At 64.5% G+C, this 19,076-nt stretch carries 18 protein-coding genes; 4 read left to right on the top strand and 14 right to left on the bottom strand.

Features of this window, described 5'->3' with window-relative positions; translation table 11 throughout:
- Positions 1-58 precede the first annotated feature (58 nt).
- The 4 genes from KIO74_RS17970 to chpT form a co-directional block, all read right to left on the bottom strand.
- Complete coding sequence (locus KIO74_RS17970; RefSeq protein WP_213333139.1) at positions 59-424, bottom strand: response regulator; 366 nt, start codon at positions 422-424, stop codon at positions 59-61.
- Positions 425-454: 30 nt separating this feature from the next.
- Entirely contained in the window at positions 455-961 is a 507-nt protein-coding gene (locus KIO74_RS17965; RefSeq protein WP_213333138.1) for a chemotaxis protein CheW, read from the bottom strand.
- The gene (locus KIO74_RS17960; RefSeq protein ID WP_213333137.1) at positions 961-3,471 is read right to left on the bottom strand and encodes a hybrid sensor histidine kinase/response regulator; all 2,511 of its coding nucleotides are present in this window, start codon (positions 3,469-3,471) and stop codon (positions 961-963) included. Before KIO74_RS17960 ends, KIO74_RS17965 begins: the two co-directional genes overlap by 1 nt.
- A gap of 99 nt (positions 3,472-3,570) precedes the next feature.
- A complete protein-coding gene (gene chpT / locus KIO74_RS17955; RefSeq protein ID WP_213333136.1) occupies positions 3,571-4,215 on the bottom strand; it encodes a histidine phosphotransferase ChpT in 645 nt (214 codons plus the stop codon).
- Positions 4,216-4,460: 245 nt separating this feature from the next.
- On the opposite strand from chpT, the gene KIO74_RS17950 reads away from it, so the two are divergent.
- From KIO74_RS17950 to KIO74_RS17935, 4 genes are all read left to right on the top strand, one after another.
- On the top strand, positions 4,461-5,294 hold the full coding sequence (locus KIO74_RS17950; RefSeq protein ID WP_213333135.1) for a 3'(2'),5'-bisphosphate nucleotidase CysQ family protein: 834 nt from the start codon (positions 4,461-4,463) through the stop codon (positions 5,292-5,294).
- Between the two features lie 113 nt (positions 5,295-5,407).
- Positions 5,408-6,013 (top strand): DUF1134 domain-containing protein, encoded by a 606-nt coding sequence (locus KIO74_RS17945; RefSeq protein ID WP_213333134.1) that lies wholly within the window; start codon positions 5,408-5,410, stop codon positions 6,011-6,013.
- 341 nt (positions 6,014-6,354) lie between these two features.
- Positions 6,355-7,503, top strand: a complete 1,149-nt coding sequence (locus KIO74_RS17940) for a coiled-coil domain-containing protein (RefSeq protein ID WP_213333133.1) — start codon at positions 6,355-6,357, stop codon at positions 7,501-7,503.
- A gap of 94 nt (positions 7,504-7,597) precedes the next feature.
- Positions 7,598-8,110, top strand: coding sequence for a low affinity iron permease family protein (locus KIO74_RS17935; protein ID WP_213333132.1), 513 nt, complete (start codon positions 7,598-7,600; stop codon positions 8,108-8,110).
- A gap of 6 nt (positions 8,111-8,116) precedes the next feature.
- On the opposite strand, the gene cysN is transcribed toward KIO74_RS17935, so the two are convergent.
- The 10 genes from cysN to cysT all read right to left on the bottom strand — a co-directional run bounded on the left by cysN (position 8,117) and on the right by cysT (position 19,075).
- Positions 8,117-10,048, bottom strand: a complete 1,932-nt coding sequence (cysN, locus tag KIO74_RS17930; protein WP_502762118.1) for a sulfate adenylyltransferase subunit CysN — start codon at positions 10,046-10,048, stop codon at positions 8,117-8,119.
- The gene (gene cysD / locus KIO74_RS17925; RefSeq protein ID WP_213333130.1) at positions 10,045-11,022 is read right to left on the bottom strand and encodes a sulfate adenylyltransferase subunit CysD; all 978 of its coding nucleotides are present in this window, start codon (positions 11,020-11,022) and stop codon (positions 10,045-10,047) included. Before cysD ends, cysN begins: the two co-directional genes overlap by 4 nt.
- Positions 11,023-11,097: 75 nt before the next feature.
- Positions 11,098-11,619: a DUF934 domain-containing protein gene (locus KIO74_RS17920; protein WP_213333129.1), complete on the bottom strand. Its 522-nt coding sequence runs from the start codon at positions 11,617-11,619 to the stop codon at positions 11,098-11,100.
- Positions 11,619-12,428 (bottom strand): phosphoadenylyl-sulfate reductase, encoded by an 810-nt coding sequence (locus tag KIO74_RS17915; protein ID WP_213333128.1) that lies wholly within the window; start codon positions 12,426-12,428, stop codon positions 11,619-11,621. The genes KIO74_RS17920 and KIO74_RS17915 overlap by 1 nt, the downstream gene beginning before the upstream one ends.
- A 76-nt stretch (positions 12,429-12,504) precedes the next feature.
- Positions 12,505-14,169, bottom strand: a complete 1,665-nt coding sequence (locus KIO74_RS17910) for a nitrite/sulfite reductase (RefSeq protein WP_213333127.1) — start codon at positions 14,167-14,169, stop codon at positions 12,505-12,507.
- Between the two features lie 69 nt (positions 14,170-14,238).
- Positions 14,239-14,565, bottom strand: coding sequence for a DUF2849 domain-containing protein (locus tag KIO74_RS17905; protein WP_213333126.1), 327 nt, complete (start codon positions 14,563-14,565; stop codon positions 14,239-14,241).
- 4 nt (positions 14,566-14,569) lie between these two features.
- Entirely contained in the window at positions 14,570-16,027 is a 1,458-nt protein-coding gene (cysG, locus tag KIO74_RS17900) for a siroheme synthase CysG (RefSeq protein WP_213333125.1), read from the bottom strand.
- A gap of 191 nt (positions 16,028-16,218) precedes the next feature.
- Positions 16,219-17,307, bottom strand: coding sequence for a sulfate/molybdate ABC transporter ATP-binding protein (locus tag KIO74_RS17895; RefSeq protein ID WP_213333124.1), 1,089 nt, complete (start codon positions 17,305-17,307; stop codon positions 16,219-16,221).
- Positions 17,279-18,163 carry a sulfate ABC transporter permease subunit CysW gene (cysW, locus tag KIO74_RS17890; protein WP_213333123.1) on the bottom strand — a complete coding sequence of 295 codons (885 nt, stop codon included), beginning with the start codon at positions 18,161-18,163 and terminating at the stop codon, positions 17,279-17,281. The genes KIO74_RS17895 and cysW overlap by 29 nt, the downstream gene beginning before the upstream one ends.
- A gap of 48 nt (positions 18,164-18,211) precedes the next feature.
- Positions 18,212-19,075 (bottom strand): sulfate ABC transporter permease subunit CysT, encoded by an 864-nt coding sequence (gene cysT / locus KIO74_RS17885; protein ID WP_213333122.1) that lies wholly within the window; start codon positions 19,073-19,075, stop codon positions 18,212-18,214.
- Between the last annotated feature and the right edge of the window lies 1 nt (position 19,076).

Here is a 19,076-nt window from a genome sequence, read left to right as displayed (position 1 = left end):
CGCTGAGAGGAGCCCTCCCCGGGCGATACAGCAGTAGCGTTAGTCCCGTTGCCTTTGGTTAGACAAGCCCCACCTCATGGAACTTGGCCGCGACGATCTCTTTATCGAAGGGCTTCATGATGTACTCGTCGGCTCCGGCCTGCATGGCCCTGGCGATATGCTCCACATTGCTCTCGGTCGTGCAGAACACAACCTTGGGAAGCCTGCCGCCCGGCATCCGGCGTAAGTGCCCGAGAAACTCGTAGCCGTCCATAACGGGCATGTTCCAGTCCAGAAGCACCGCCTCGGGCATATCCCGCTCACAGACGGCGAGCGCCTTTGCGCCGTCCTCAGCCTCTGAGATCCGGAACTCGAGAGCCTCCAGGATACGGCGCGCCACTTTTCTTATAACCGCCGAGTCATCGACGATGAGACAGTGCTTCATAATGTGGCGCCCTTGAAGCGGCGATTCGCATTAAAGACCATTGTTATCATTGGAGAAGGCCAGCACGGAACTCACATTCAGAATGACGAGCAGGCAATCGTCGAGGCTATGCACGCCTGTCGACAGGCTCGCCCAGCGCGTATCCAGATGAAACGGCGTCGGAGCTGCCGTATCCGGCATGAGATTCAGCACCTCCCCGATGCGATCGACGATCACTCCATAAGATTCACCATCCGCCTCGATACCGATCGCGATCATCCTCTGGCGGTCGGCCGGCTCGGGCAGCCCGAGCTGCCAGCGCAGACTGACGGCCGTCACGACGCGCCCGCGTAGATTGACCAGGCCGAGAATCTGCGGCGGCGCCAGGGGCACCGGCGTCATCGACTGGATGACGAACACGTCACGGACGTCGGCGATGGGGATACCGAAAAGCTGATCGGCAACCCACGCCGTGACATATTGGATATGCTTGTCCTGCTGTTCGATCACCGGCGCCTGTGCCGTGCCCCGATCAGGCGAATGCTTGGCGATCGCCATTATGCGGCCACTCCCCGGCTCCGAGCGTTGAGCACGGCGCTCAGCGCCTCCACGAGCCCGCTGCGATCGAACTTCGCCACGAAATTCACGACACCCAGCTTGCGTGCCCGCTCCACAATCGGCGGGCTCACATAGGACGACAAGGCGATGACGGGGAGCCCCGCGAACCGGGGCTCAGCCCTGAGGCTTTCGATAAGATCGAAGCCGCTCCTGTCCGGCATCTCGAGATCCGTGACGACAACGTCCACAAGGCGCGGCAGCGCGAGCGTGGCCAGGGCCCCTTCCACGCCGTCGGCGACGAGTACGCGATATCCCGAAGCGCGCAGGAGTGGAGCGAGCATGCTGCGGAAGAATTCAGAATCATCTACCAGCAGCACGGTGCGCGTCACCGTCTGGGGGGCAACCTCCCGCTGCAGCCAGGCGCCATGGCCGAGCGGCAGGAAATGCGCGACGTTCAAAATCTCTGTCGCGCGGCCGCGGACAATTGCGGACCCCACCAGCTCAGGCCGGTCCGCAACGAGTTCGACGGTGAGCGCATCCTCCACGATGTCGAGGATCTCATCGACGATAAGCCCCATCCAACGATCGCCGTCGGAGAAGACCACCATCGCCTGGCGCCCCTCCTTTTGCAGGCTCATGGCGGGGTCGGCGAAAACGAGGGGCATGAGATGGCCGCGGTACTGAAGCAGCAGCCTCCCGCCCGCCTGCTCGATGCGCGCCGCGTCAATTTCCTCAAGACGAGTGACGAGGGACAGGGGGACGGCCTTCGGCATGTCGCTCCCGGCCCGGAAGACCAGCAAGGAGACCGGACCATCCATTTCCTCCTCGATCTTCTGCGGTTCGGGCTCCGGCCGCGCCTCGATCGTCGGAACGGCGCTCTCGGCGTAGTCCTCGAACATACGCACAAGGCCACCCGGCTCGACGATGAGAATGATGCTACCGTCGCCGAGAATGGTGCTGCCGGAAAAGCAGCGCAGGCTGCGAAGCCGCTTGTTCAACGGCTTCACCACGATCTCCTCGGTATGCAGCACAGTATCGACGAGCAGGCCAAAACGTTGGCGGCCGATCTGGATCACGACGATAAAGCCGTCATGCGCTGTGGCCTGATCCTTCGCGGTGAGGCCTAGAAGGGTCGCGAAGGGGATGACAGGGATGAGCTCGTTGCGCTGACGGAACACCAGGGCATCGTTCAGCTTCTCGACGGCGGCATCGCCTTGGCCCGGCCGCACGCGCACCAGTTCCATGATGGACATCTGGGGTATGGCGAAGCGCTGGCCGGCGGCGCCGACTATGAGCGTCGCGACGATTGCCAGCGTCAAAGGCAGCTTGACCACGAAAGTGGTGCCACGCCCGGCTTCCGAACGGACCTCCACGGACCCACCGATCAGATCGATGTTGGTCTTGACGATATCCATGCCAACGCCACGACCGGAGACAGATGTCACGGCCTGCGCCGTCGAAAAGCCGGGATGGAAAATGAACCGCGCGACAGCGGCATCGCCCAGCCGGTCGGCCTCCGCCTCTGTGATAAGCCCGCGCTCGATGGCGATGTGCCTGATGCGCTGGTAGTCGAGCCCCCGGCCATCGTCTGAAACCTCGACAGTGATCGAACCGCTGTCATGGAAAGCCGACAACGTGATGGTGCCGCGCTCGGGCTTGCCTGCCTTGATCCGCGCTGCGGGGACCTCGATCCCGTGATCTGCCGCATTGCGTACCAGCTGCGTCAGCGGATCCTTGACGAACTCGAGCACCTGCCGGTCCAGCTCGGTCTCAGGACCACGCAGCTTAAGATCGATGCTCTTGCCGAGATCGACTGCGAGGTCGCGCAGGATGCGCGGCATCTTCTGCCACACCGTGCCGATAGGCTGCATACGCGCCTTCATGACGCCTTCCTGCAGCTCGACGGTCACATGCGACAGCCGCTGCAGGGGCACCATCAAGGCCGGGTCGTCCTGGCGCCGGGCAAGATCAAGCAGCTGGTTGCGGGTCAGCACCAGTTCCGAGACCATCGTCATCAGATGCTCAAGCACGTCCACTGTCACGCGGATGGTCGGCTGCCGCAGCGATCCCCGGTCGCCATCCGGCGAGGCCTCCACCACGGACGCGACGCGCGCGACCCGCTCGTCCTGCTGAGGCCTCTTCAGGCTTCCTTCGAGTTGATCGATGATATCCCGGTCAGTACCGGGCGGCTCGGCCGCGGTTCGGTCGAGTTCCGCGACGATATGCTTGATACGGTCGATGCTGGCGAGGATGAGCGAGACATCCTCTGGCTGCACCTCGACCTTGCCGTCGCGAAAACGACCAAGCAGAGACTCCGCCGCATGGGCGATCGCCTCCAGGCGCGGCAATCCAAGAAACCCGCACGTACCTTTGATGGTGTGAACGAGGCGAAAAACGTTGCGAAGAACATCAATATCGTTGGGGTCGCGCTCGAAGCGAACGAGCTCGACGTCAACGACGTCGAGATGCTCATTCGTCTCAGTCAGAAACTCACGCAGGAGTTCGTCCATCACGCCAACCCGGACCCTCGCGCCTCAACAGGGCATGCACGCATACTAGCATGCACAGTTTGACGGCCAACGGTTGACGATCGGTTGCGAAAGCTTGGCTCAGACCGCCGGTACGGCCTTCAATGTCACGGTTTCCTCCTCGATGGAGAAGGCGATCTCCATGCCGGCAGCCTTGGCCACCAACCCCGTGTAGAAGGCCTGGATACCATGGGCATCGACGGTACCATCTGCCGAATGCCCGCCAATGAGTTCCTCGGCATGGGTGGGAATGCGCGCGCTACGTCCCGTCGCGGTCAGGAGAAAAGTCGTCGTCTCGTCCGCCCCCTCGACCTTCACGTCGATACGTCCGCCGCGTGGAATGGCGTTTGTGGCGACCAGGACGAGGTTGAGCAGAAGCTTCACCTTGTTCTTGGGCATCAGAACGCGGACCGCTTCCCAGGTGAGCGACAGCTTGTCATCCTGGATAAAGCCTTTCGCCACCTGCTCGGCGTCGCCGAGATCGATGGACGCCCCGGCCGAACCGGCCGCACCGAAGGCAAGACGCGCGAACTGGAGGCGCGCGGATGCCTGCCGCGCGCTCTTGCGAATGAGATCAAGCGCGAATTCCTTCATGGACGCATCGTCCTCGTCCTCAAGCACCTCGAGGCCGTTGACGATCGCGCCGACCGGGCTGATCACATCATGGCAAACACGACTGCACAGCAGAGCAGCAAGATCGAGGGCATCCAACGAGATAGAATTCATCCACAGCTCCGCCCCAGGTCAGAATCACTCGGCTCATACTCCCAGACCCGGTTGATTTTTGATACACCGCCTTGCCGCTCCTTGGAAGCTGGCGGCCGGAATCCCTAGACTAAGATATCACGCGGAACGTTGAGCTTTGGCATTTTGGGGTATGTTTGACGAGCTCTTGGGCGTAGGAGAGCGGGACGCCGGATAAGGTCGTGCCCGGCAGCGTTCGTTCAGTGCGTTGTTCAAAGGCGAAGATTGTGTTGCATATCGACCATAGCGAGCCGGACACGCTCGCGGCCTTCCTCGGCAGGATTGCCATCGCGGCCGGCGCCGCCATTGCGGAAGCATCCCAGGCGAGCCTCCACGTCAACATGAAGGATGACGGAAGCCCCTGCACCGCGGCAGACGAAGCTGCGGAGGCAGCGATCGTGGCCGCACTCCAGCGAGACGCGCCCGCATGCGCCATCGTGTCGGAAGAAAGCGCCGAGGCGGGGCCCCCGCTGGCAACCTCCTTCTTCGTGGTCGATCCGCTGGACGGAACCCGCGATTTCATTGCCGGCGAGACGGATTTCTCCGTGAACATCGCCGCGGTCCGCAACGGCCGCCCCATTGCCGGCGCGGTCTTCGCGCCCCGGCTTGGACAGCTCTATATCGGCGGCACGCGCGCCTATGCGATGACCGTCGCGGCTGGCCGGCCGATGCCGACCGAGGCGCATTGGCTGCCGATCAGGACGCGACCCGCGCCGGCCGATGGGCTGGTTGCGCTGGCGAGCCGCCGTCATGGGGATGCCGAAAGCGAGGCGCTGCTCTCGCGCCTGCCGGTGCGGGCGGTGGAACGGCGCGCCTCTGCGCTGAAATTCTGTCTCGTGGCCAGCGGCCAGGCCGACATCTATCCCCGCTTTGGCCCAACCAAGGAGTGGGACACCGCCGCCGGCGAAGCCATTCTGCTCGCAGCTGGCGGCCGCATGCTCGCGCCCGATGGCAGCCACTTTACCTATGGTCACGCCGAACGCGCCTTCCTCAATGGCGCCTTCATCGCTTTCGGCGACCCCGCGCTCGCCCCGGATGTGCTCCAGCCCACAGCGCGATAATCCGGCCCTACGACAGACATTGTTAAGCATGACTGTCCATGGTTGTGATTCGATCGGCCGCGGTGCTGATGCTGCGCCGATGCGTTGATATGTGCACGAGTGAGGAGAAGCCCATGTCGCGGTTCTACAGCCTGGTGATGGCTGGCTTCGTCGCCACCCTCCTGGCCGTCGCGGGCCATATCCCCAGCGCGGCCGCCCAGGGCGGCGGCTACAGTGGGCCTGGCCAGCAGGCGCCGGAAACGTTCAGCCCGGACGAACTTGTCACATCCGGCCATAAGTTTTTCGGAAATGTCTCGCGTGGTATCGCGCTCACGATCCAGGAGGCCACGCGTCGTTGGGGCCAGCCGAACGGCTACATCCTGGGCCAGGAAGGGTCCGGCGCCTTCTTCGGCGGCCTGCGCTATGGCGAAGGCATCCTCTACACGCGCAACGCCGGGGACCGCCGCGTATTCTGGCAAGGCCCGTCGCTTGGCTTCGACATCGGCGGCGACGGCGCGCGCACGATGATGCTGGTCTACAACCTGCCCGCCGTGGATGCGATCTTTGAGCGGTTTGCCGGCGTGAATGGCTCAGCTTATCTGGTCGCTGGCTTCGGCATGACAGCTCTGACCAACAACGGCATCATCATTGTGCCGATCAAGTCCGGTGTGGGCGCGCGTCTCGGCGTCAACCTCGGCTATGTGAAATTCACGCCCAACGCCACCTGGAACCCGTTCTGACGTGTGCTCCCAGGCCTTGGCCGCCCTTCTCGTGTCCTCTCTCGTATGAAGCGAGCTCTCCGCCTCATGCGGGGCGCCTGGCAATCGCGCCTGTATTGCCAGTTCGTCGGCCAGGTGTTGAAGTGCTCAAAAAACCTGTAGCTGCGATATGCTTGTTGTGCAACCATGGCGTTCATCGACTGCGTCCCTCAGCGGCAAGCGGCGAGGGAAGTTGTCGAGGTCGCAGCGCAATTGACAGAGAGCGTCCGTTTTGTCCGCGCCTGTCGTCAAGAATGTTTTATCCATTTGTTTTTAGCAGATAATCTCACTGAGATATTCGCCTCCGGAACCAGGGATCAACGATGATCGAAATGGCGAAGGTCGAAGCAGCCATGCTCTTCGCCTTGGGCTTCCTGGCCGCTGCCCTGCTGGTGGCGATGCTCCTGCCGGCCTTCAACCGTCGGGCACAGCGGCTGATGAGACGGCGGCTGGAATCGCAACTTCCTTTGACGCGGCAGGAAATTTTCGCGGAACGCGACCATTTGCGCGCTGAGTTCGCCGTAGCCGTACGGCGTCTCGAACGTGAGACGGAGAAGCAACGCTCCCTTTATGCCGCGAGCCAAGCCACGCTGACCGAGCGCAACAAGGTCGTCATCAATCTGGAAGATGCGCTCGCCAAGAGCAATCAGGAGCTGGAAGCCACCAAGAATCTTCTGGCGGAAGCCCGCAACAGCGACGCCAGCGCCGAGATCTACCAGAAGCAGACGATCATCTCCGAGCTCGAGCGCGTATTGCGCGACACCCGTTTCACCGTCACTGAACGGGAGGCGGCGATTGCCGCGCTCGACGCCAAGATTCAAGACCTGATGCTTGAACTCGATCGTCGGCGCATCACTGTCGTTGAGCTCGAAACACGCAATGAGGCTTCAGCCCTGCGCAAGCAGGATGCGGAAAAGCTGGCCGCAAGCGCCCGCGATGAGCTGGGCGCGATGCAGAAACGCGCCGAGACAGCTGAAAAGAAGCTCTCCGCCGAAAAGGAAAAGTCCCAGACCCTCACGCGCAAGGTCTCGGAAATCACGTTGCGGCAGGATAACCAGAGCTCTCTTGTCGAGATGTTCGAAGCCAACGAGATCGAATTTGCGGCCAAGCTGACGGAGGCGACGGTCGCCTCCGCGCGTCTGCGCACCACAATCGAGCAGCGCGAGGCGACAATCGCCCAGGCCGAGGCCCGTATCGCGGAGCTCGAAGCGCAACTTGCCAATCCGCCTGCGCTCGATGCGCCTGCGGTGCCCAGGGCGCGGAAGTCAAAGACGGCGGCCAATGCCGCCATCGGCAACGGAAGCGCCGATGCGGGGCTTGTCACCGAGACCGCGAAGCTGCGTGAGCGCATCGAGGAAATCGGCGATGCATTCCTGACGATCGATCCGCCGAAGCCAAAACCCGCGCCCCGCGCGAAACGGCAAACGCCGACACGCTCCGATGCTCAACAGACGGGGGACAGCGGAACCTGAAGCGCAGCACAGCGGTTATTTCGTGAGAACGAAGCGCCCTGTCGTCATGAACCTTGGCGCGGGAGCTTCGAACGTTTGAATCGAGAACGCCTCCATGCCGCAAAACGGTCCGCAAGCTCGGGCTCATTCCAATTGGTTCGGTCATTTCGCTTCGAAGACAGCACGCCTCGCGGGAAGCCCCGCCGTCTTCGCCGCAGCCTGTATCATCGTGGTTGTTTGGGCCATCTCGGGCCCATTCCTCGGCTTTTCCGAAGTCTGGCAACTGACCATCAACACAGGCACGACCATCATCACATTTCTTATGGTGTTCATCATCCAGAACACCCAGAACCGTGACGCCCAGGCCATGCATATCAAACTGGACGAGTTGATCCGCGCCACGTCCCGTGCCCAGAACTCCCTGCTCGATCTTGAGGAGTTGTCGGAAAAGGAACTGGACGATTTCCGCAATCACTATCAGAAGCTGGCCGAAAAGGCGCGCCGCAGCGGTCTTTCCATCACGGAGGCGTTGGAGCGTGCGGAGCGGCAAGCCGAAGCAGCCGCGTCAGGGGGAACCCAACACGGCAAGCATGCTTCAAGACAAGGCCAGGCTCCGGACGAGGGATGACACCCCTCAGAGCGCCGCCGAATCCTCCGAATTGTCCGCCGCGCCCGTGATGCGATGCTCCACCACGGCGAGGAGTTGCTCCGCCAGGGTATTCGCGTCCGCTCCTGCCGCGTCGAGATAGACATCCGGCGCGACGGGCGCCTCATAGGGCTGGCCGACGCCGGTGAATGTCGCGATGCGCCCTTCGCGCGCGCCGGCATACAGCCCCTTTGGGTCGCGTTCCGCGCAGACCTCCAGTGGCGCATCGACGAAGACTTCTAGGAAGTCACCATCGGCGAAGCGCGCTCGCGCGTTCGCTCGGTCATCGCGGAAGGGCGAGACGAACGCGCAGATGACGATCAGGCCCGCATCGACCATCAGGCGCGCCACCTCGGCGGCGCGCCGCACGTTCTCGGCGCGCGCCGCGGCGTCGAAACCAAGATCGGCGTTGAGCCCCTGCCGCAGGCTATCGCCGTCGAGCACGGCCGTATGGCGGCCCAGCGCGTGGAGCTTCCGTTCGAGCAGATTGGCAATGGTCGATTTGCCCGAACCCGGAAGCCCGGTCAGCCAGATCGTGAGGGGACGCTGGCGCTTCAACGCCGCGCGTGCATCACGATCGACATCGAAGCCGTGGCGATGGACGTTGGTGGCGCCGCGCGCCTCGCGGGCGAGCCCCGCCGCGACCGTGGCATGGGTAAAGCGATCGATCAGGATGAAGGCGCCCGTCGCGCGGTTATCCGCATAGGCGTCGAAAGAAACCGGCATCAGAGTCTCGATCTCGACGCGGCCGATGGCATTGAGGCCGAGCGACACCGCCGGAGCGACGGAAAGGGTCTCAACGTCGAGGGTATGGTCGATGACGCTGATCTTGGCCGGCACCGTCCGCGTGCCGATCTTCAGGAGATAGCTGCGACCGGCAACGGCGAGATCCTCGCCCATCCAGACGATGTCGGCACTGAGCCGGCTCGCGACCGAGGGGCGCTCCCTCGGCGTGACCAGCACGTCGCCGCGCGGCACGTCGATCTCGTCGGCCAGCACCAGCGTCACCGCGTCGCCAGCGGATGCCCGCTCCAGATCACCGTCGAAGGTGACGATCCGGGCGATGGTGCTTTGATGACCGGAGACGGCCGTCACCACAGCGTCCCCCACGGCAATGGTGCCGCCGGCGACCGTGCCGGAGAAACCACGGAAAGACTGGTTTGGCCGGTTCACCCATTGCACGGGAAAGCGAAAGCCAGTCCGCGCGCTCGCCTCCTCCACGTCGACGGTTTCGAGATGACCGAGCAGGGTCGGCCCATCGTACCATGGCGTCGCCGCGCTCGCGGTGGAGATGTTGTCTCCGAAGCGCGCGGAGAGCGGGATCGGGGTGATCGAGGCGAAGCCGAGCCCCTCGGCGAGACTCGCATAATCCGCGGTCAGGGCCCTGAAGCGCGCCTCGTCGTAGCCGACGAGGTCGATCTTGTTGATCGCGACGACGACATGGCGGATGCCCATCAGCGACGCGATGATGCTATGGCGCCGCGTCTGGGTCAGCAGGCCCTTGCGGGCGTCGACGAGAATGATCGCCAGTTCCGCGTTGGACGCGCCGGTGGCCATGTTGCGCGTATATTGCTCGTGGCCGGGCGTGTCAGCCACGATGAAGGAGCGGCGTGGCGTGGAGAAATAGCGATGCGCGACATCAATGGTGATACCCTGCTCGCGCTCCTGCTCCAGCCCATCCACTAGCAGCGCGAAATCCATGTCGCCGCCCGTCGTGCCGACCCGCCGGGAGTCGGCCTCAAGCGCGACGAGCTGGTCGTCGAACACCGCGTGCGTCTCGAACAGCAGACGCCCGATAAGGGTCGACTTGCCGTCGTCGACCGAGCCGCAGGTGATGAAGCGCAGGAGGCCGCGATCGGCCGCCAAAGGTTCGGCGGCGTGCGCCTCGGGTTCACGCGCAAGGGACAGCACACTCATCAGAAATACCCCTCGCGCTTCTTGCGCTCCATGGACGCCTGCCCGTCCTGGTCGATCACGCGGCCCTGGCGTTCGGACACCTTGGAAGCGAGCAATTCGGCGACGATGTCGTCCAGCGTCGTCGCATCGGACGGGATAGCGCCCGTCAGCGGATAGCAGCCGAGCGTGCGGAAGCGGACGCGTTGCAGCTCCGGCTGCTCGCCCGGATCGAGCGGCATGCGCTGATCATCCACCATGATGAGCGCGCCATTGCGCTTCACGACCGGCCGCTCGGCCGCGAAATAGAGCGGCACCACGGGAATGCCCTCGGCGGCGATATATTGCCAGACGTCGAGCTCGGTCCAGTTGGAGAGCGGGAAGACGCGCATCGATTCGCCCGGCCCGATCCGCGTGTTGAACACCCGCCAGAGTTCCGGCCGCTGGCTGCGCGGGTCCCAGGCATGGCTTGCCGTGCGGTGGGAGAAGATGCGCTCCTTCGCCCGGCTCTTCTCCTCGTCCCGGCGTGCGCCGCCGAACGCCGCGTCGAAGCCCCATGTGTCGAGAGCCTGCTTCAGCCCTTCCGTCTTCATGACCTGCGTGTGCACGGCCGACCCCGACCGGAAAGGATCGACGCCGCGCGCGACACCGTCCTGGTTCACGTGAACGATAAGCTCCCAGTCAAGCGCCCTGGCCGTCTCGTCGCGGAAGGCGATCATTTCCCGAAACTTCCATGTCGTATCGACATGAAGGAGCGGAAAAGGCGGCTTGGAGGGGAAGAACGCCTTGCGTGCCAGATGCAGCATCACTGAGGAGTCCTTGCCGATCGAATAAAGCATCACCGGCTTGGCGAATTCGGCGGCGACCTCGCGCATGATGTGGATGGCCTCGGCTTCGAGGCGCTTGAGATGGGGCGACAGCGCCGGTCTGGCCTCACGATCGACGGTGAGAGCAGATAGGACGGCATCACCGGCGGGATCAGCCCGCAAGGGATAGGTCATTGCATCGATCCTGAAGGGGCGCGCCCGGCCAGCCGGGCCGCCTTACTAAGCTTGGCCAGATTGAGCTTGGTCAGATCAGGCTTGGCCGGGTGTCACGCGGAGCCTCGGCCGGTCAGCGGGAGGCCCTGCCTCCACGGCATCGACCGCCGCAGGCTGGTAGTGCCTGTGCACGAATTTGATCGCCCCCTTCTCCAGAGCGGCGATGGTTCCGGGATGGGTGACGTCCAGCGCATCGAAACCGCAGCGATGTAGGGAATTCACCTGGTCCCGCAAGATGTTGCCGATCGCCCGCAGCTCGCCCGCGAAGCCGTGCCGCTCGCGCAGCAGGCGGGCGGTTGAGTAGGAGCGTCCATCGTTGAACTTGGGGAAGGCAAGCGCGATCACCGCGAAGCGGGGAAGGTCAGCCTCGATCTCCTCCAACCCCTCGCCCGGCTGCAACAGCAGCCCGAGCGGTGCGTTGCGGCCGGCGAGCGCGTCCCGCTCGGCGAGATACCGCGTCTTGCTGACGATGACCGAACGATCCGCCGGCACGGCGACATCGTCAGCGAGGGTCTGCCAGGGATCGTCGACGAAGGTTCCGTTCTTGAAGAGAGGCATCAGGCGCTCCTTCTCTCGACGCCAGCTGCGCTGACATGAATGCCGCATTCCACCTTGCCCTGGCCGCGCCAGCGCCCTGCCCGCGGGTCCTCCCCCGGCGCGACCTGGGTCGTGCAAGGCGCGCAGCCGATGGAGGGATAACCCTGCGCTACGAGGGGATGGATGGGCAGATCGTGGGCGCGCATATAGGCTGATATCTCCGGCGCGCCCCAGGACGCGAGCGGCGAGATCTTGATATGCGTGTCGTCGGCCTCGACGACCGCGAGTGCCGTCCGCGTGGTCGCCTGATAGCGCTTGCGGCCGGTGATCCAGGCGGCGAAAGGCACCAGCGCCTCCGCCAGAGGCTCGACCTTGCGCAGGTGACAGCAACGGTCGGGATCGACGTTGAAGAGGGCATGCCAAGGATCTGCCTGTTCCATCACCGCGCGCTGCGGCCCGACGGTGCGCACGTCGGCAAGCCCGAGCCGTGCGACGAGTGTATCGCGATAGGCGAGCGTTTCCGGGAACAGGCGCAGCGTATCGACGAAGACGACGGGCAAATGCCGGTCGATCGCCGCCGCCATGTGGAGCAGCACGGCCGATTCCGCGCCGAAGCTCGACACCAGCGCGAGCTCTCCGGGAAAGCGCGCGATCGCCTCCCTCAACACCGCCTCGGGCGCGAGCTGGCCGATCTCCGCATCGAGCGCCGCGGCGCGGGCGTGATGCTCCCCCTCGATCACAGGACCAGCGCTTGGCCGGATTTGGTCCCCTTTCCCCGGTAGGGAGAGGGACAGGGTGAGGGGAGATGGGCCTTTTCGATCTGGGGACATGTCCCCCTCACCCGCCTGCTTCGCAGACGACCTCTCCCCACCAGGGAGAGGTGAGACAGCGTCGCGTCCGTCATCATCATTTTGCGTCGGCATAGAGCGCCTCCTGGAAAGGCGTCTCGCCGATCCGCCGGAAGCAGGCGAGGAAAGTCTCGTCGGCATTTTCGCGGCGTGTGAGATACGTCTCCACGATCGTCTCGATGGCATCGACCACCTCCGCGGAGGAAAAACCCTTACCGACGATCTCACCGAGGCTCGCATGCTGGTCGCCGGAGCCGCCGAGGGTGATCTGATAGAATTCCTCGCCCTTGCGATCGACGCCGAGAATGCCGATGTGGCCGACGTGGTGGTGGCCGCAGGCGTTGATGCAGCCGGAAATCTTCACCTTGAGATCCCCGATCAGCGTCTGGCGGTCATGGTCGCCGAAGCGCTCGGCGATGCGCTGTGCGAGCGGGATGGAGCGCGCATTGGCGAGCGAGCAATAATCGAGCCCCGGGCAGGCGATGATATCCGATATCAGGCCGGCATTGGGGGTCGCGAGGCCGACCTTCTGCAGAAGCGCGAAGACCTCCGGCAGATCGTCCAGCTTCACATGCGGGAGAACGAGGTTCTGCTCGTGGCTGACGCGCAGCTCGTTGGCCGAATAGCGCTCGGCGATGTCGGCGATTGCCTCCATCTGGTCGGAGGTGACATCGCCGGGCACCGCACCGATCGCCTTCAGCGAGATCGTCACGATGCCGTAGCCCGGCACCTTGTGCGGGACGAGATTGCGCTCCAGGAAGTGCCGCAGCCCCTGGTCGGAAGCCGCGGCCTCGTCCAGGCGCGCAGATCGCGCCGGCAGATCATCGAGCTTCGGCGGCGCGAAATAGGCGCGGATGCGGTCGATCTCGGTTTGCGGCAGCGTCAGCCGCCCCTGCGCGCGGATGGCCTCATATTCTGCCTCGACCTGGCGGGAGATTTCCTCCGTGCCGGCCTCGTGCAGGAGGATCTTGACCCGCGCCTTGTATTTGTTGTCGCGGCGGCCGAACAGGTTGTAGACGCGCAGGATCGCCTCGCAGTAGCTGAGCAGCTCCGCCTCCGGCAGGAAGTCGCGCAGCTTCTTGGCGATGAAGGGCGAGCGCCCCAGCCCCCCACCGACATAGACGCCGAAGCCGATCTCGCCGGCGTCGTTCCGCCTCACCTCCAGGCCGATGTCGTGGATCTGGATCGCCGCGCGATCGTCCGGCGCGGCGGATACCGCGATCTTGAACTTGCGCGGCAGATAGGTGAATTCCGGGTGCAGAGAGGACCACTGGCGCAGGATCTCGGCATAGACACGCGGATCCGCCACCTCATCGGCCGCAGCGCCCGCGAAATGATCCGCCGAGACATTGCGGATGCAGTTGCCCGAGGTCTGGATGGCATGCATCTCCACCTCGGCCAGCGCGCTCAGCACATCCGGCACATCCTTCAAGTTGATCCAGTGGAACTGCAGGTTCTGCCGGGTCGTGAAATGGCCATAGCCGCGATCATAGCGGCGGCCGATATCGGCAAGCCGTCGCAATTGCCGCGGGGTCAGGGTGCCGTAGGGGATGGCGATCCGCAGCATGTAGGCGTGGAGTTGCAGGTAGAGCCCATTCATCAGCCTGAGCGGCTTGAACTCGTCTTCCGTCAACTCACCGCTCAGGCGCCGGGCGACTTGATCGCGGAATTCCTCGACGCGCTCGGTCACGAACTGACGGTCGAATTCATCATAACGATACATCGTTCAATTCCTTGCTCGTCTGTTTCCGAGCGGAGCCTATCCGCAACAGACGGACTTGATCCGGCAGCCTCAGACCACCGCGCCTTCGGCGATACGGTGCAACGTGCTGGCTGTCGGGCCGCCCGCTGCGCGAATGACCTCCCGCAGGAGAACCGGCACGCGGCCACCATCCACGTCCCTCACCTCGACCAGATAGGGCTCGACCACGATGTTATGCTGGGCCGCCTCCAGCCCACGCGCATTGAGGGCTGCTTCCGCCTCGGCATCATCCGCCACGGCCGCCTCGCGGATATCGCGCGACCAGCCGCCGTCCGCCTTCAGAAAAACGACCCATCCGGTATCGAGGGCATTGGCCGTGACCACCTTGGGACCGGCCTTCTTGGCATCGCGCTTCATGGCATTACACGTTCTGGGAGATAAGGGATTTCTGGGAAACGCGGGATGTCACGCCGGCCGGACACCAGGCCTCGGCGGCAAACCGCTCACCCGCGCCTGCCCCGTGGTTCACCGCATCGCCGACGAGGATCATGACCGGGCCTTTGACGTCGTTACGTGTGGCGAGCGCCCCGAGCTCGGCCAATGTGCCGGAGAAGATGCGGCGCTCGGTGCGTCCCGCATTCTCGACGGCCACCACGGGGGTCGCAGGGAAAACCCCCTCGGCCTCGAGCCGCCGACCCACATCGCCGGCCACACTGGCGCCCATGTAGACGGCAATCGTGCCACCCGTTCTCGCAACCTCGGCCCAACCCGCCGGCTCCGCGCCATCGGCGCCGTGGCCGGTCGCGAAGGCGAGCGCGGACGAAACGCCCCGCAGCGTCAGCGGAACACCGGCATCCGCGGCTGCCGCCAGCGCCGATGTGACGCCGGGCACGATCTCATGGCGGATACCTGCGGTGCGGAGCGCGGCCAGTTCCTCACCCGCCCGGCCGAACACCAGGGGGTCGCCAGCCTTGAGGCGAGCAACCTGCTTGCCCTCGCGGGCGAGCCGCACGAGGAGCGCGTCAATCTCATGCTGGGGAACGGAATGGTGCCCCTTGGCCTTGCCGACGGAAATACGCTCGGCGTCGCGGCGGCCCATCTCGACGACCTCGGCGGGCACGAGGCGATCATGGACGATCACGTCAGCCTGCTGGAGCAGGCGCTGCGCCCTCAAGGTGAGCAGATCCGTCGCGCCGGGGCCCGCGCCGATCAGCCAGACCACGCCTTCATTGGCCGTAAAGCTCTCGCCCAGCACGGACAGCGCGGCGCGACGGGCGCCGGCCAGATCGCCGGACAAGGCGAGGTCGGCGCTGCGGCCATCGAACAGACGGGCCCAGAAACGCCGGCGATGGCGCGCGGTGCCAAGGGAGGCAATGACGGCACCGCGCAGGGAGGCGGCAAGCTCGCCGAGCCTGCCGAACTCGGGCGGCAGCAGCATTTCGATGGCCGCACGCACGCGCTGGGCGAGTACCGGCGCATAGCCATCGGTCGAGATCGCCACCGCCACGGGAGCGCGATCGACGATCGCCGGCACCGCGAAGTCGGACAGATGCGGCCGGTCGACCACATTCACGGGCACGCCGGCCTGCCGCCCCAACGCCGCCAGAGCCGCGTCCTGCGCCTCGTCATCGGTCGCCACGAAGAGAAGCGCGGCGCCATCCACATCCGCCAGCGTCAGGTCACGGGCCACATGCGGGATGCCATGCTCATGGGCGAAGGCAGCCAGTTCACCGTCGATATTCGGCGACACAAGCGTAAGCCGCGCCTCGCTCCGCACGAGGAGGCGCAACTTCGCGAGCGCGGGCTCCGCGCCGCCAGCCACGACCACGGCCTTGCCGGCAACGTCATAGGATACGGGAAAGAAGCGCAAGCGAGGCAAATCAACACCGAATGACCGTAAAATTTATAAATTACGATAACACGCGTAAATAATAATAAAAATACAAATTTTAGACGTATTTTAAGGAACGCCGTGCGCTGGATCCTCGTCGCTCCGATCCCTCCCCTCACGGGAGGGATCATCCCCCCTTCCCGGCGTCGCGGCAGGCCGTTCCTGACGTTCAACTAACGCTAGGCGGTCGGAAACAGGCGCGCCTTCAGGATATGCAGGCCAACGCGTTCGCCGGGTGCGAGCAGCTTGCCGCTGGGCAGCTCGACCTCGACCGATGCCGCGCCGACATCCGTCAGAACCTCGGCACGACGGCCATTCGCCGTGCGACGAACCGCCACGACGGTCCCGCCGAGCACCCCGCCCTCGTCGCACCGGGTCAAGGCCAGGTTCGACGGTCGCAGATACAGGGCGGCCGGCCCTTCCGGCGCGTCAGCCACGTCCGCTTCCAGCGGCGCGTCGCCAAAGAAGATGCGGCCAGCGCGCACGGCCACCGGGAGGCTGACGGTGTCCCCCACGAAGGACATCACGAAAGCAGACGCGGGGTTTTCGTAGACCTCATCGGCGGAACCGACCTGCTCCAGCCGCCCTTTGTTGAGGATGGCGACCCGGTCGGCAAGCTCCATCGCCTCATCCTGGTCGTGAGTCACGAAAACAGTGGTATGGCCGGTTCGATCATGGATCTCACGCAGCCAGCGGCGCAGATCCTTGCGCACCTTGGCATCGAGGGCGCCAAAGGGCTCGTCGAGCAGGAGCACGCGCGGCTCCACCGCCAGCGCCCGCGCCAGCGCGACACGCTGCCGTTGCCCGCCCGAGAGCTGGGAGGGATAGCGGCGCTCCAGGCCGCCAAGCTGTACGAGGTCGATCAGCGAGAGCACCCGCTCACGGATCTCGGCCTTGGAGGGCCGCTCCGCGCGCGGCCGCACCTTCAGGCCATAGGCGACATTGTCGAACACCGTCATGTGCCGAAACAGCGCATAGTGCTGGAAGACAAAGCCGACGCGGCGCTCCTGCACCGAGAGGCGCGTGGCGTCGTCATGCCCGAAGAACACCTGGCCTGCACTGGCATCTTCCAGCCCGGCGATGATGCGCAGCAGCGTCGTCTTGCCCGAACCGGACGGCCCGAGCAGGGCGACGAGCTCGCCCGGCGCGATGTCGAGGTCGACGCCTCGAAGCGCCGCGTCCCCTCCGAAATCCTTGGCTATCCCGACAACGCGGATCCCCGCGGGCGGATGCCCCGCCTTAGTGCTGGGTGTCGAGGCTGTTACCATATCGCCATTCGAGAATTGATTTCCCTGCGAGAGTGACAAGGGCGAGGAGAGCGAGGAGCGAAGCAACGGCGAAGGCCGCGACGATGTTATATTCATTGTAGAGAATCTCCACCTGCAGCGGCATGGTGTTGGTAAGTCCCCGAATGCGGCCGGATACCACCGAAACGGCGCCAAATTCCCCCATCGCCCGCGCGTTGCAAAGCAGCACGCCGTAGAGAAGCGCCCAGCGGATGTTCGGCAGCGTCACCGTGCGGAAGGCCGTGAAGCCGGAAGCGCCCAGCGTCAGCGCCGCCTCTTCGTCGCTTGTGCCCTGTTGCTGCATGAGGGGAATGAGTTCGCGCGCCACGAAGGGAAAAGTCACGAAGACGGTGGCGAGAACGATACCCGGAACCGCAAAGATGATCTGCAAGCCTTGTGATTTGAGATAGGGCCCGAGAAAGCCCTGAGCTCCGAAAAGGAGCACATAGATCAGGCCTGCGACCACGGGAGAGACCGAGAACGGCAGGTCGATGAGCGTGATGAGGAAGCTCTTGCCACGAAACTCGAATTTGGTGATGGCCCAGGACGCCGCGATACCGAAGACGAGATTGAGGGGCACGGCGATCGCGGCCACCAGAAGTGTCAGGCGAATGGCGGCCAGCGCATCGGGCTCGCGCAGCGCGGCCCAATAGGTGCCGACGCCGGCCGCGAATGCCTGCGAAAAAACCGCGAGCAGAGGCAGCAGCAGGAACAACGCGAGAAAGCACAGCGTGCCCGCGATGAGCAGCCAGCGGGCTATCGGCGCCTCCGTCGTCGCGACGCGCCTGGCCGCATGCGGCCTCGCCACGCTCCCCGTGGACAGCGTCACGCTTGCCATGGGTGCCTCCCCAATGTCGCCGGGACGATGAAACGGGACTTGGTCGCGCTAGACATGCCCGAACCTCCGCCGGCTCCAGGCCTGAATGAGGTTGATGACGAGCAGGCTCGAAAAAGAGATCACGAGCATGATTAGCGCGATCGCCGTCGCGCCGGCATAGTCGAATTCCTCGAGCTTGATGACGATGAGGAGCGGGGCGATCTCGGACACGTAAGGCAGGTTGCCCGCGATGAAGATGACCGAGCCGTATTCGCCGACGGCCCGCGCGAAGCCCAACGCGAATCCCGTGAGCACCGCCGGCACGAGCGGCGGCAACAGCACGCGCCACACCGTTTGCAAACGGCTGGCGCCGAGCGTCGCGGAAGCTTCCTCAAGCTCCCTGTCGATCTCCTCGATCAACGGCTGAACCGTGCGCACCGCAAAGGGGAGACTGACAAAGACGAGTGCGACGAAGATGCCGAGCGGCGTGAAGGCCACCTTGATTCCGAAAGGCGCCAGCTGCGCACCCACCCAGCCGTTCGGCGCGTAAATGGCGCCGAGCGCGATGCCGGCGACAGCTGTGGGGAGCGCGAAGGGCAGGTCCACCATCGCATCGATCAGCCGGCGACCGGGGAAATGGTAACGGGTCAAAACCCAGGCGATAGCGAGACCGAACACGCTGCCGAAGCCGGCGGCTGCGAGCGACACGCCGAAGCTCGTCCTGAGCGCCGCGAGCGTCCGCTCCTCGGTGATGATGTCGACGATCCCAGCTATGCCGAGCGAGGCTGACTTGAGCGCGAGCCCCGCCATCGGTATGAGGACGATCAACGCCAGATAGATGAGCGTATAGCCAAAAGCGATGCCAAAGCCGGGAAGCGCGCTCGGCGCCCGCCAGTGGCGAAACGATGGACTGCGAGCCCCGGCCGACGTCATC

It is taken from the genome of Chelatococcus sp. HY11 (assembly GCF_018398335.1).
Taxonomy (GTDB): domain Bacteria; phylum Pseudomonadota; class Alphaproteobacteria; order Rhizobiales; family Beijerinckiaceae; genus Chelatococcus.
The sequence above is the reverse complement of the archived record's forward strand: the minus strand, read 5'-3'. Positions and strand labels throughout refer to the sequence as shown.